We start from the raw sequence: 13,150 nt of genomic DNA, 5'->3' as shown, positions 1-13,150 counted from the left end.
ACCGAAAAGGCCGCCGAATCGGGCAAGCCCGCCGACATCATTGCAAAGATGGTCGAAGGCGGCATCGCCAAGTACCGCAAGGAGCACGCGCTGGTCAGCCAGCTGTTCGTGATCGACGGCAAGACCAAGATCAGCGACGTCGTGGCGAAGGCCGGCAAGGACGCCGGTGCCGAGATCAAGCTGGTGGACTATGTCCGCTTCCAGCTGGGTGAGGGCATCGAGAAGGAAGCGTCGGACTTCGCGGCCGAAGTGGCCGCCGCGTCGGGCGTTCCGCAGAAGGCGTAATGCTTCGCGCCGTCCCGCGATGGGACGGTGAGGGTTCAAGGGGAGCGGCTGCCGCAAGGTGGCCGCTCTCTTTGCATGTGGGTGTAAATCCTCCCCATCGACAGATGGGGAGGGGGACCGCGCCCGCAGGGCGTGGTGGAGGGGCATCGCCGGTCCATCCCGCCCCTCCACCATTGCTGGCGCGATGGTCCCCCTCCCCAAGCGAGCTTGGGGAGGAATGGGGTTCCCGACCTCCGTTCGCCCTGAGCGAAGTCGAAGGGCATGGGGTGAACCGAGGTCCATGGGCTTCGACTTCGCTGGGCCTGAACGGAGGTGTGGTCATGGGCTGGGGTCGCCCGCGTGCGTCCCACGAAAATCCCTGCAACCCGACGCTCCACGGTTGCCCGCTGCCCTGACGCCGCCTAAGGTCCGCGCCACTTTCATGAGCAAGATCCGAGAAACAATGACCACCCCGCCGTTCAAACGCATCCTCCTCAAATTGTCGGGCGAGGTCCTGATGGGCGAGGGGGGGCTGGCCATCTCGCCGGAGATCACCGCGCGCGTCGCGCAGGAGATCGCCGATGTCCGCGCCAAGGGCTATGAGCTGTGCGTCGTCGTCGGTGGCGGCAACATCTTCCGCGGCCTGTCGGCGGCGGCCAAGGGGATCGAGCGGGCGACCGCCGATTATATGGGCATGCTGGCGACCGTGATGAACGCGTTGGCGGTGCAGAACGCGCTGGAGCAGATCGGCGTCGATACCCGCGTTCAGTCGGCCATCCCGATGGCGAGCGTGTGCGAACCCTTCATTCGTCGCCGTGCCGAACGGCATCTGGAAAAGGGCCGCGTCGTGATCTTCGCCGCCGGCGTCGGTTCGCCGTTCTTCACCACCGATAGCGGCGCCGCGCTGCGCGCCGCCGAGATGAAGTGCGACGCACTGTTCAAGGGGACCAGCGTCGACGGTGTGTATGATGCGGACCCTAAGAAGGTCCCGACCGCGACCCGCTACGACACGGTTAGCTATTCCAAGGTCCTGTCCGACGACCTGAAGGTCATGGACGCCTCGGCCATCGCGCTGTGCCGCGACAACAATATCCCGATCGTCGTCTTCAATATCCGCGAACATGGCAATTTCGGTGCCGTGCTCGCTGGCGAAGGCGTGTCGACGATCGTCCAGAACCAAGGAGCGTAAACCATGGCCGCTTATGACAAGTCCGATCTCGAACGCCGTATGCAGGGCGCGGTGGAATCGCTGAAGCACGACCTGAATGGTCTGCGCACCGGCCGTGCCTCGACCGCCTTGCTCGATCCGGTGACCGTCGAGGTCTATGGCAGCCACATGCCGCTGAACCAGGTCGCGACCGTCTCGGCGCCCGAGCCGCGCATGCTGTCGGTGCAGGTGTGGGACCGTTCGAACGTGTCGTCGGTCGAAAAGGCGATCCGCTCGGCGGGGCTGGGCCTGAACCCGATCAATGACGGCCAGACGCTGCGCCTGCCGATCCCCGACCTGACCGAGGAGCGCCGCAAGGAACTCGCCAAGCTGGCGGGTAAGTATGCCGAGGGCGCGCGCATCGCGGTGCGCAACGTGCGTCGTGACGGCATGGACAGCCTGAAGGTCGACGAGAAGAAGGGCGTCTTCGGCGAGGACGAGCGCAAGCGCCACGAGACCGAGGTTCAGAAGCTGACCGACGCCACTATCGCCGAGCTAGATGCGGCCGCGGCGGCCAAGGAAAAGGAAATCCTGGGCAAGTGAGTCCTCCGGCCGCCTCGGCCCAGACGGCTCTGGGGTCGCTGGTGGCCGTGCCCGATACGGGTGCGGTCCCGCGTCACGTCGCGATCATCATGGACGGCAATGGCCGCTGGGCCAAACGCCGTCTGCTGCCCCGCTTCGCCGGTCACAAGGCCGGCGTCGATGCCGTGCGCCGGATCGCGCGCGCGGCACGGGCGATGGGGATCGAGGCGCTGACGCTCTACGCTTTCTCCTCGGAGAACTGGCGGCGGCCCGAGACCGAGATCAGCGACCTGATGGGTCTGCTGCGCATCTTCCTGCGCAAGGACCTGGCCGAGCTGGTGTCGGACAATGTCCGACTGCGCGTGATCGGCGACTATCGACGGTTTCCCGACGATCTGGTCGCGATGATCGACGACGCGGTCGCGCGCACGGCGGGCAATAGCGGCCCAATCTTGGCGATCGCGCTGAATTACGGTGCGCAGGCCGAACTGGTCGAGGCCGCCCGGCGTCTCGCCGGCAAGGTCGCGGCCGGTGAGATGGCGGCCGACGCGATCACGCCCGAGGCGATCGAGGGCGAGTTGCAGACCAATGGCCTGCCGCCGCTCGACCTGGTGATCCGCACATCGGGCGAACAGCGGCTGTCCAACTTCCTGCTGTGGCAGGCGGCCTATGCAGAACTGCTGTTCGTCGACACGCTTTGGCCTGATTTCGATGAAGCGGCGCTAGCGGATGCAGTGGCGGTGTTCGGGCGACGTCACAGGCGTTTCGGCGGCCTGTGACCGATCCCGAAATCCCGTCGACCGGGACGCCCGATGCGGCTCCGGTCAAAAGCATGTCCAACCTGACCAAGCGGGTGCTCGCCAGCATTGTGATGATCGCGGTGGCCAGCCTGTGCCTGGCGCTGGGCGGTCTGGCCTTCTGGCTGCTCGCCGTCGTGGTCGGGCTGTTCATGATGGCCGAATGGTCCGACCTGCTGAAGGTGGACCGTTCGGGCAAGCGCCTGGCGCAATTCACCTTGTCGGTGCCGCTGGCGATCATGGCGCCGGGCCTCGCGGCCGGACCGGGCTTTTTCGCGCTCGGGCTGATCGCTGCCGCCTTCTTCTTCCTGACGATCATTTCGCGGCGTCCCGAATATGGCGCGGGGGCGCTGTATGTCGGTCTGCCCGTCTTCTCGCTGCTTGCGATCCGCTTGCATGTCGATGGCCTGGCGCTGTCGCTCTGGGCGATGGCGCTGGTCTGGGCATGCGACAGCGGCGCCTTCTTCGTCGGACGGCAATTTGGCGGGCCGAAGCTGGCGCCGTCGATCAGCCCCGCCAAGACGTGGTCGGGGCTGATCGGCGGTGTTCTCGCCGCGACCTTGCTGGCCGTCATCATGCGCGCGGCGCATGGCCTGCCGCTGCATCTCGTCATCGCGACGCCCGTGCTGGCGGTGCTGGCGCAAGGCGGCGACCTGTTCGAAAGCGCGCTCAAGCGGCGGGCCGGGGTTAAGGACAGCGGCAATGTGTTGCCCGGCCATGGCGGCGTGATGGACCGGCTGGACGGCATCGTGCCGGTCGCGCCGATCGCGGCCCTTCTGATCTTCCTGCCGGACCTGTTCTGATGCGCAGCGTAACCATTTTGGGCGCGACCGGTTCGGTCGGCACCTCGACCCTCGACCTGATCGAGCGCGAGCCCGATCGCTACCGTATTCGCGCCCTCACCGCCAATTGCGACGTCGCCAAGCTGGCCGCCGCTGCTCGGCGGACCCATGCCGAACTGGCGGTCGTGGCCGACGAAAGCTGTCTGCCCGAGCTGCGCGAGGCACTGGCTGGCACCGAAACCCGCGTCGCGGGCGGACGAGCGGCGGTGATCGATGCGGCGGCGCTGCATGCCGACTGGACCATGGGCGCGATCGTGGGCTGCGCCGGGCTCGAGCCAGCCATGGCCGCCATCGCAAATGGCGGCACCGTCGTCCTCGCCAATAAGGAGCCGTTGGTCTCCGCCGGTGAGGTGGTGCTGGCGGCGGCCGCCAAGGCGGGGGCGACGCTGCTCCCGGCCGATAGCGAGCATAACGCCATCTATCAGTGCTTCGATTTCGATCGCCCCGAACGGGTGCGCCGGATCGTCCTGACTGCCAGCGGCGGGCCGTTTCGGACATGGACGACCGAGGAGATGCGCCGGGTCACCCCCGAACAGGCGGTGGCGCATCCCAACTGGTCGATGGGCGCGAAGATCTCGGTCGACTCGGCGACGATGATGAACAAGGGGCTGGAGTTGATCGAGGCCGCCCGCCTGTTCCCGGTCCCCTCCGACCGGATCGAGATCGTGTTGCACCCGCAATCGGTCATCCATTCGGCGGTCGATTATGTCGACGGGTCGATGCTGGCGCAGCTCGGGCCGTCGGACATGCGCGTGCCGATCGCGCATTGCCTGGCCTGGCCCGACCGGATGCCGACGCCGATGGCGCCGCTCGACCTCGTCGCGCTGGGGCGGATGGATTTCGCCGCGCCCGATCCGGTGCGCTTCCCCGCGCTGCGGCTGGCCCGCGCCGCGCTGGAGGCGGGCGGGGCGGCACCGGCCATTCTGAACGCCGCCAACGAGATCGCGGTGGCGGCTTTTCTCGGCAAGCGCATCGGTTTCCTCGAAATTGCCGCAATCGTCGAGGATGTTCTCCTTCGCTACGACCCGGCCCCGCCGGAAACGCTCGACGCGGTGATCGCGATCGATGCGGAGGCGAGGGTATTGGCGGGCGAGCGTGTAGAGGATTGCATCGTTTGATCGAAACCCCCGGTCTGTTGCTGACCATCCTGGCCTTTGTTTGTGCGCTCGGCCCGCTCGTGTTCGTGCACGAGATGGGGCATTACCTCGCCGGCCGCTGGTTCGGCGTGAAGGCGGACACCTTTGCCATCGGCTTCGGGCGCGAGATCGCCGGCTTCACCGACACGCGGGGGACACGGTGGAAGATCGGCTGGCTGCCGCTGGGCGGGTACGTCAAATTCGCCGGCGACATGAACCCGGCGAGCCAGGCGGATGCGGCCTGGCTGTCGCTGCCGCCCGAGGAGCGCGCGCGTACCTTTCAGGCCAAGCCGGTGTGGCAGCGCGCGATCATCGTCGCGGCGGGGCCGGCGATCAATTTCTTCGCCGCCATCCTGATCCTGGCGGGCTTCGCCTATGCCTATGGCGAGGTGGTGATCCCGCCGGTTGTCGGACAGGTGATGCCGGGCAGCGCGGCGGCGGCGACCAGCCTGAAGCCCGGCGACCGGGTGACCGCGATCGACGGTCGTGCGGTCACCGACTTCGCCGACATCGCCCGCTATGTGCAGATTCGGGCCGGCGAGCCGGTGACGATCGCGGCCGAGCGGGGCGGCACGCCGTTCACCACGACGACGGTGATCGGCACCGATCAGCAGCGGGACCGGTTCGGCAACGAATATCGCGTCGGCCGCCTGGGCCTGCGCGGGAGCGGCACGATCGACGTGCAGCCGGTCGGCCTGCTCCGCGCGCCCGTGGTGGCGGTCGAGCGCACGGGCGAGATCGTCCGCATGATGGTCGAGACGCTGGGCCAGGTGATCACCGGGCGTCGTTCGGTCAAGGAGCTGGGCGGGCCCGTTTCGATCGCCAAGGTCTCGGGCGAACAGATGTCGCTGGGCCTCGACGCTTTTGTTTTCTTCGTGGCGCTGGTGTCCATCAATCTGGGGTTCATCAATCTGTTGCCAGTGCCGATGCTGGATGGCGGCCATCTTCTCTTCTATGCGATCGAGGCGGTGCGGCGACGCCCCCTGGAGCCGGTGGCCCAGGAATGGGCATTTCGGGGTGGCATGATCGCCATTCTGGCCCTGATGCTGTTCGTGACGTTCAACGATCTGGGCAATTTGGGGCTTTGGAAGAATATCGCCGGCTTGATCGGGTGACGCCGATGGGGCAGGGCGCGAGTACGACAGGGGTCGGTTCGACTTTTCTGGGGTGGGTTTGGTGACAGCAATGACGGGTATGAAGACTGTGCGCGCGGGCGCCATGCTGCTGGCGGGCACGATGCTGTCGGGTGTTCCCGTCATGGCGCAGGTCGCGCCGGCCGGTGCCGCGCCGCAAACGGCCGCGACCCAGGCGGCCGCGCCGGCGCCGCAGCGGGTGATCAAGACGCTGCGGGTCGAGGGCGCGCAACGTATCGAGCCCGAGACGGTGCTCTCCTACACCAAGCTGCGCGTCGGCATTCCCTACACGCCCGAAACGCTCGACCAGGCGCTGAAGGACCTTCAGGCGTCGGAGTTGTTCGCGGACTATTCGATCTCGGGCGTCGAGACCGGCGACATCGTGCTGCGCGTGCGCGAGAACCCGATCATCAACCGGGTGATCCTGGAGGGCAACAAGCGCCTGAAGGACGACAAGATCAAGAAGGAGATCAAGCTTTCTCCGCGTCAGATCTTCACCCGTACCGCCGTTCGCCAGGACGTGGCGCGCATCGTCGAGCTGTATCGCCGTCAGGGCCGTTTCGGCGCGGTGGTCGAGCCGAAGATGGTCAATCTCGACCAGAACCGCGTCGATATCGTGTTCGAGATCAGCGAGGGGCCGAAGTCCAAGGTCCGCCAGATCAACATCATCGGCAACGAGAAATTCTCCGACGACGAACTGCGCGGTGCGATGTACACCAAGCAGTCGCGCTGGTTCCGCTTCCTGTCGTCGGCCACCAGCTACGATCAGGATCGCCTGGCCGCCGACCAGCAGAAGCTGCGCCAATTCTATCTGACCAACGGCTATGCCGATTTCCGCGTGACCAGCGCGGTCGCCGAGCTGACGCCCGACAAGCGCGACTTCATTATCACCTATGTGGTCGAGGAAGGTCCGCGCTATAAGTTCGGCGATGTGAAGGTCGACAGCCAGATCCGCGACTTCGACAATGACAAGCTGGCTGCCTCGCTGCCGATGAAGAAGGGCGACTGGTACAACGCCAAGCTGGTCGAGGATTCGATCGACAGCCTCAGCCAGACGGCGGGTCTGTTCGGCTATGCCTTTACGGACGTGAACCCCGACTTCCAGCGTGACAAGGACACGCTGACCATGTCGATCACGTTCAACATCGCCGAGGCGAAGCGCACGTATATCGAGCGCATCGACATCAACGGCAACACGCAGACGCAGGACAAGGTCGTCCGCCGCGAAATCCGCGTGGCCGAGGGCGACGCCTTCAACAGCTTCCAGGTCCGCCGCAGCCAGGATCGCATCAATTCGCTCGGTTATTTCCAGGAAAAGCTGGAGATCAAGCAGAACCCCGGCTCGACGCCCGACCGCATCGTGCTGGAAACCAATGTCGAGGAACAGTCGACCGGCTCGCTCCAGTTGTCCGCCGGCTATTCGTCGCTGGAACGCTTCATCATCCAGGCGAACATCACCCAGCGTAATTTCCGCGGCAAGGGCCAGGAACTCCGCGCCGGCGTAAACTATTCGGCCTATTCGAAGTCGATCGAGCTGGGCTTCACCGAGCCCTATGTGTTCGACAAGAACATCGCGCTGGGCGTCGACGTGTTCCGCCGCGACTTCAACTCGTTCAACTATCTGGGCACCACCCGTCAGACGACCTACAGCCAGGTCTCGACCGGCTTCCAGGTTCGCGCCGGCGTGCCGTTGACCGAATATTGGTCGCTGTCGGGCCGCTATGGTCTCAGCTATGACGAGGTCGGGCTGGCGTCGTCCTTCTTCAATGCCGATGGCAGCTGTAATTTCCAGCAGGCGGGTCGCTATCTGTGCGACTCGATCGGCAATCGCTGGACCTCGTCGATCGGTTATTCGCTGATCTATGACAGCTTGAACAGCCGTCTGCGTCCGACCGCCGGCCATCGCTTCTCGTTCAGCCAGGATTTCGCCGGTCTGGGCGGCGACGTGAAGTATATCCGCACTCGCGCCGAGGGTGCCAAGTTCATGGGGCTCGGCAAGGGCTTCGTGTTCTCGGTGCTGGGCGAGGGCGGCTATATCCACTCGCTGGAAAAGAGCCGTGGGCCGGGCATCGATCCGGTGCGCATCGTCGACCGCTTCTATCTGGGCGAGCCGCAGTTCCGCGGCTTCGACATTCGCGGCGTCGGTCCGCGCGTGCTGCGCATCCCCTATGTCATCGGGGGCGACGGCAGCCAGAGCAAGGAAACCGATCGCGACCGGATCGTCGACGACTCGCTGGGCGGCCGCGCTTACTATCTGGCGCGTGCCGAGCTCGAACTGCCGCTGGGCTCGGGCGCGCGCGAAATGGGTCTGCGCCCCAGCATCTATGTGCAGGCGGGCAGCCTGTGGGGCATCACCCGGCCGCTGCCGTCGCTGGGCTTTCCGCAGGCCAAGGACGCGAACGGCAACCCGCTGTTCAACAAGGATGGCTCGCCCACGCTGGCGCCGATCGCGGCGACCGATGGGCAGGGGCGGCCGGTATATGTCGTGCCGACCACCGATGCGACCACGGCGGACAAGACGGCGGGTCTGCAAACGATCTGCCCGACCGGCTATTCGCAGCTTGGCAGCAATGCGGCCTGCACGGGCACCTCGCTCAACACCGCGCTTCAGAACACCAGCTTCGCCATCGAGGAATTCTATGGCGGCACGTGGAAGCCCCGCGTGTCGATCGGTATCGGCGTGAACTGGAATTCACCATTTGGACCGCTGCGCATCGACCTGGCCAAGGCATTGGTCACGCAGCCGGGCGACGACCCCAAGCTCATCACTTTCAACGTAGGGACGCAGTTCTGATGAAGACGATTTCCAAGCTCCTCCTCGCGGCGGCCCTGGTGGCCCCGGCCGCCACTGTCGCGACCAGCGCGCAGGCGCAGGTCAACGGTGTCGCCGTCGCCGACCCGCAGGGTGCGATCGCCGGGTCGCGCGCCTGGGCCGCCGCCCGCCAGCAGATCGAGACCACCTACAAGACCCAGCTCGACCAGGCCGAGGCGCGCCGTACCGCGCTGACCCGCGAGCTGGAGCCGCTAGTCCAGGCGTTCCAGACCGCCCGTTCGCAGCCCAACGCCAACCAAGCCGCGCTGCGCACCCAGGCCGAGCAGATCGAGAGCCGCCAGCAGGCCGCCAACCAGGAACTGCAGCGCCTGACCCAGCCGGCCGTGCGCGCCCAGACCTATGCCGTCGAGCAGCTCCAGGCACGTCTGGGCGAAGCGGTGCAGAACGCCGTGCGCGCCAAGAATGTCAGCCTGCTGGTCAGCCCGCAGGCCGTGCTGTTCATGCAGCCGACCGCCGACATCACCACGGCCGTGACCGCCGAGCTGGACAAGCTGGTCCCGACCGTCAGCATCACGCCGCCCGCCAACTGGCAGCCGGGCCAGGGTGGCCAGCAGGCCGCGACTCCGGCCAACGCCCCGGCGCCCGCCGCCGCACCCGCAGCGGCCCCGGCGCGTCGTCAGAACAGCGGCCGGTAATTCGCGCCGATGACCGACGAAGCCAAGACCGTCATGGGCCCGATGGACGTCACCCGGGTCATGGCGGCCCTGCCGCACCGTTATCCGATGTTGCTGGTCGATCGTGTCGAGGAGATCATCCTCGACACGTCGATCCGCGCGGTGAAGGCGGTGACGATGAACGAGGGCTTTTTCCAGGGGCATTTCCCCGGCCGTCCGATCATGCCGGGGGTGCTGATCGTCGAGGCGCTGGCGCAGGCCGCCGGCGTTCTGGCGGTGGAGAGCCTGGGCCTCGCCGGTTCGGGCAAGCTCGTCTATTTCATGGCGATCGAGGGGGCCAAGTTCCGCAAGCCCGTGGAGCCCGGCGTCCTGCTGCACCTGGAGGTCGAGTTCGTCCAGAAGCGGTCGAGCGTGTGCAAGTTCGCCGGCGTCGCCAAGATCGACGGGGTCGCGGTAGCCGAGGCGAATTTCACCGCGATGATCGCCGACCCACCCAAGGCGGCTTGAACGACCGGTCACGATCGACCGGCCCTTTTTGACTAACGGAGCGTGGTCCGCTATGGGCCGCGCTTCCCGCTTTCAGGCTGGTCGGAACCAGCCATTTTCGGAGCATTATCATGAAGACCGACACGCATCCCGACTATCACATGATCAAGGTGCAGATGACCGACGGCACCGTGTTCGAAACCCGCTCCACCTGGGGCAAGGAAGGCGACACGATGCAGCTGGACATCGATCCGCTGGCGCACCCGGCCTGGACCGGCGGCCGTGGCCAGATGCTCGACACCGGCGGTCAGGTCGCGCGCTTCAACAAGCGCTTCGGTGGCGGTCTCACGCTCCGCAAGTAATCGATCCGTGGCGCCGCCTGGCGCCGCTGAACGAAAGGCCCGGTGCTTCCTTCGCGAAGCGCCGGGCTTTTTTGCATAAGTCACTGTCATCGCAAAATTCCTTTGCGATGTGTTAACCAGCCTGCTTTAGCATCAGGCCATGTTCGCCGCGGAATTCGAACCCTTGCAACCACCCAGCCGTCGCCGGTCGAAGCGCGCGGCGGTGGAGGTCGAGACCGAATATGAAAGCGACGGCCTGGCGCGCGCCTTGTGCCGGGTACTGGACATTTCCGCGCACGGCGCACGGCTTCAAACCTATACCGAGCTGCAATGCGGGATGACCATCGCCCTGCGGCTGCCCAAGGTGGGGCAGGTCATTGCCCGCGTCGTCTGGGCGACCGACTTCGCGGCGGGGTGCCAGTTCCATACGCCGCTCGACAAGGAATCCTTCGCGATCCTCGCGCCGATGGCCTGACCCGGCGGTCACGGGTGGTCACTCAGGCACGCTTGCGCTAGGCGGATTCGGCCAATTCGTAACAAATGGAACGATCGTGACCTTGCCCGCCATTCCCGCCGCCGTGCCCGCGCGCGCCGACGACAGCCTCGCTGCGGTCAGCGTGACCGAGCTTTTCACTATCGGGATCGGCCCGTCGAGTTCGCATACCGTGGGGCCGATGCGCGCGGCGAAGGCTTTCGCCATGGAAATGCTCGACACGGGGCTGGTGCCGGATAGGGTCCAGGCCGAACTGTTCGGCTCGCTGTCGCTGACCGGCCGGGGGCATCATAGCGACCGCGCCGTCCTGCTCGGACTGGCGGGCGAGACGCCCGAGGCGATCGATCCCGACGGAATCGAGACGATGCTGGCCGATATTCGCGAGACGGGTCGGATCATGCTCGACGGTCGGCATCCGCTGGCGTTCGATTGCGAGGAGGATCTGCTGTTCCGCCCCGGCTTCCTGCCGGCGCATCCCAACGGCATGGTCTTCACCGCCTTCCTGCCCGATGGCAGCGCGGTCGTCCGGCGCTTCTATTCGGTCGGTGGCGGCGCGATCCGCATGGAGGGCGCCGAGGCGATGAAGACCAACCGGCGGTTGGCGCATCCCTTCGCCTCCGGGGCCGAACTGCTCGACCGTACCGCCGAGACGGGGCTGTCGATCGCGCAGATCGTGCGTGCGAACGAGGCGGCTTGGCGCGAGGACGGTGAAACCGACGCGTTTCTCGACCGGGTGCGCGATGCGATGTGCGCCTCGATCGAACGTGGCTGTGCCGCCTCGGGCATCCTGCCCGGCGGCCTGAAGGTGCAGCGGCGTGCGCAGGCGATCAAGCAGAAGCTGCTCGATCGTGGCCCGCGTACCGACCCCAGCCTGGTGTTCGAATGGGTCAGCCTGTGGGCGCTGGCGGTCAACGAGGAGAATGCGGCGGGCGGCCGCGTCGTCACCGCGCCGACCAACGGTGCGGCGGGCGTCATTCCGGCGGTGCTTCGCTATTACGAGGCGTTCGTCCACGGCGCGACGCGCGATGGCACCCGTACCCTGTTGCTGACGGCGGCGGCGGTGGGGATGCTCTACAAGAAGCGCGCCTCCATCTCGGCGGCGGAAATGGGCTGTCAGGGGGAGGTCGGCGTGGCCTGCTCGATGGCGGCGGCGGGCCTTGCGGCGGCGCTGGACGGCAGCCCGGCGCAGGTCGAGAATGCGGCCGAGATCGGCATGGAGCATAATCTGGGCCTGACCTGCGACCCGATCGGCGGGCTGGTGCAGATCCCCTGTATCGAGCGCAACACGATGGGCGCGATCAAGGCGATCAATGCCGCCTATCTGGCGCTGCATGGCGACGGCCGGCACATCGTCAGCCTGGATCAGGTGATCGAGACGATGCGCCAGACCGGCGAGGATATGAAGTCGCAATATAAGGAAACCAGCCTGGGCGGCCTGGCGGTCAACGTCGTCGAATGTTGACCCCGCCGATCAGCGCGCCGCCCAGCGGATCGCGTTGGTCAGAATGCGGCGATAGGCGGCGTCGTCATAAAGCTGCGGCTCGTGCCCGAGCGCGGAGTAGAAGACCCGGCCCTTGGTGCGCGGATTGATCCACATGACCGGATGGTTGGCGCCCATGCGGAGCTTCTCGCCGGGCCGATAGCTCGCCTCGTCGACCTCGGCCAGCACGGTCATGCCGCGCGTCGCGGGATTGCGGTCGAAGCTGTACCATTCGTCGCGCGCGAGCCAGGGCATGGTGACGCCCGCCAGGATCGGATGGCGCGGTTGCGTCGCGGTCACCCGGGCGTTCTGGATATGGTCGGGGCCATTGGCGTGGCCGACAAAGGTCGTGCCGATGATCGTGTCGGCATACCACGGTGCCTTGTGGCTATCGTCCCCGGCGGCATGAAGCGCCACGACACCGCCGCCGCGCGCCACGAAGCGTGCAAAGGCGGCCTGCTGTTCGACCGTCAGGAAGTCGCCGCTGGCGCTGTTCAGCACCACCACCGAGAAATGACGCAGCTGGTCGTCGTTGAAGACCGCCGCATTCTCGGTGGTGTAGCTCGCGCGGCCTAGCCCCCTGGCGATGTCGGCCAGGACCGCGTTGGAATGGGGAATATGCTCGATATGCCGCCAGCCATTGGTCTTGGAGACGATCAGCACGCCGCGCGTGATGCCGGCGGGCAGGGTGGGGGCGACGCTATCGATGACCTTGGCGGGCAGATGCGGATCGGACGGTGCCTGCGCTACCGCCAGCATCGCGATCATCGTCAATGTTTTCAGCATCATCGCTCTCCCTTTTCGGGGAGCGTAGCAAGCTGTCGGCGAAGGGCAATCTATTCCTCCCCTGCAAGGGGAGGGGGACCATGCGGAGCATGGTGGAGGGGTGTCCCCGCTGATGGTGACACCCCTCCGTCAGCCCTTCGGGCTGCCACCTCCCCTTGCAGGGGATCGTTGCGAAACCCGATTTAGGGGGCCGGACGGGTATGGCGGATAGACAGA

At 66.3% G+C, this 13,150-nt stretch carries 13 protein-coding genes and 1 pseudogene; 13 read left to right on the top strand and 1 reads right to left on the bottom strand.

Translation table 11 applies throughout. The features are described 5' to 3' along the window. The 13 genes and pseudogenes from ACQKJZ_RS14375 to ACQKJZ_RS14315 all read left to right on the top strand — a co-directional run. Positions 1-285 (top strand): annotated as a pseudogene (locus ACQKJZ_RS14375) (translation elongation factor Ts); the annotation flags it as partial. A gap of 442 nt (positions 286-727) precedes the next feature. Further along, entirely contained in the window at positions 728-1,453 is a 726-nt protein-coding gene (gene pyrH, locus ACQKJZ_RS14370) for a UMP kinase (protein ID WP_312489258.1), read from the top strand. Positions 1,454-1,456: 3 nt separating this feature from the next. Beyond that, complete coding sequence (gene frr, locus ACQKJZ_RS14365) at positions 1,457-2,014, top strand: ribosome recycling factor (protein WP_183951868.1); 558 nt, start codon at positions 1,457-1,459, stop codon at positions 2,012-2,014. Positions 2,015-2,055: 41 nt separating this feature from the next. Continuing rightward, positions 2,056-2,772, top strand: a complete 717-nt coding sequence (locus ACQKJZ_RS14360) for an isoprenyl transferase (RefSeq protein ID WP_427731779.1) — start codon at positions 2,056-2,058, stop codon at positions 2,770-2,772. 53 nt (positions 2,773-2,825) lie between these two features. Next, on the top strand, positions 2,826-3,593 hold the full coding sequence (locus ACQKJZ_RS14355; RefSeq protein ID WP_427731777.1) for a phosphatidate cytidylyltransferase: 768 nt from the start codon (positions 2,826-2,828) through the stop codon (positions 3,591-3,593). Further along, on the top strand, positions 3,593-4,750 hold the full coding sequence (gene dxr, locus ACQKJZ_RS14350; protein WP_427731774.1) for a 1-deoxy-D-xylulose-5-phosphate reductoisomerase: 1,158 nt from the start codon (positions 3,593-3,595) through the stop codon (positions 4,748-4,750). Before ACQKJZ_RS14355 ends, dxr begins: the two co-directional genes overlap by 1 nt. Continuing rightward, positions 4,747-5,883, top strand: coding sequence for an RIP metalloprotease RseP (rseP, locus tag ACQKJZ_RS14345; RefSeq protein WP_427731772.1), 1,137 nt, complete (start codon positions 4,747-4,749; stop codon positions 5,881-5,883). Before dxr ends, rseP begins: the two co-directional genes overlap by 4 nt. A 70-nt stretch (positions 5,884-5,953) precedes the next feature. Next, positions 5,954-8,695: an outer membrane protein assembly factor BamA gene (gene bamA, locus ACQKJZ_RS14340; protein WP_427731770.1), complete on the top strand. Its 2,742-nt coding sequence runs from the start codon at positions 5,954-5,956 to the stop codon at positions 8,693-8,695. After that, the gene (locus tag ACQKJZ_RS14335; RefSeq protein WP_312490021.1) at positions 8,695-9,369 is read left to right on the top strand and encodes an OmpH family outer membrane protein; all 675 of its coding nucleotides are present in this window, start codon (positions 8,695-8,697) and stop codon (positions 9,367-9,369) included. The genes bamA and ACQKJZ_RS14335 overlap by 1 nt, the downstream gene beginning before the upstream one ends. 9 nt (positions 9,370-9,378) lie before the next feature. After that, the gene (gene fabZ / locus ACQKJZ_RS14330; RefSeq protein ID WP_427731768.1) at positions 9,379-9,855 is read left to right on the top strand and encodes a 3-hydroxyacyl-ACP dehydratase FabZ; all 477 of its coding nucleotides are present in this window, start codon (positions 9,379-9,381) and stop codon (positions 9,853-9,855) included. Between the two features lie 110 nt (positions 9,856-9,965). Continuing rightward, positions 9,966-10,196 carry a 50S ribosomal protein L31 gene (rpmE, locus tag ACQKJZ_RS14325; protein ID WP_007404343.1) on the top strand — a complete coding sequence of 77 codons (231 nt, stop codon included), beginning with the start codon at positions 9,966-9,968 and terminating at the stop codon, positions 10,194-10,196. Between the two features lie 139 nt (positions 10,197-10,335). Further along, positions 10,336-10,650 carry a PilZ domain-containing protein gene (locus ACQKJZ_RS14320; RefSeq protein WP_312490019.1) on the top strand — a complete coding sequence of 105 codons (315 nt, stop codon included), beginning with the start codon at positions 10,336-10,338 and terminating at the stop codon, positions 10,648-10,650. 76 nt (positions 10,651-10,726) lie between these two features. Beyond that, positions 10,727-12,130 (top strand): L-serine ammonia-lyase, encoded by a 1,404-nt coding sequence (locus ACQKJZ_RS14315; RefSeq protein ID WP_312490018.1) that lies wholly within the window; start codon positions 10,727-10,729, stop codon positions 12,128-12,130. A 9-nt stretch (positions 12,131-12,139) separates the two neighbouring features. Here ACQKJZ_RS14315 and ACQKJZ_RS14310 read toward each other — a convergent pair whose 3' ends face one another. After that, complete coding sequence (locus ACQKJZ_RS14310) at positions 12,140-12,937, bottom strand: ThuA domain-containing protein (RefSeq protein WP_427731765.1); 798 nt, start codon at positions 12,935-12,937, stop codon at positions 12,140-12,142. Positions 12,938-13,150: the final 213 nt, after the last annotated feature.

This window comes from Sphingomonas sp. NPDC019816, assembly GCF_050274375.1.
Taxonomy (GTDB): domain Bacteria; phylum Pseudomonadota; class Alphaproteobacteria; order Sphingomonadales; family Sphingomonadaceae; genus Sphingomonas.
This window is presented reverse-complemented; position numbering and strand designations above follow the sequence as displayed.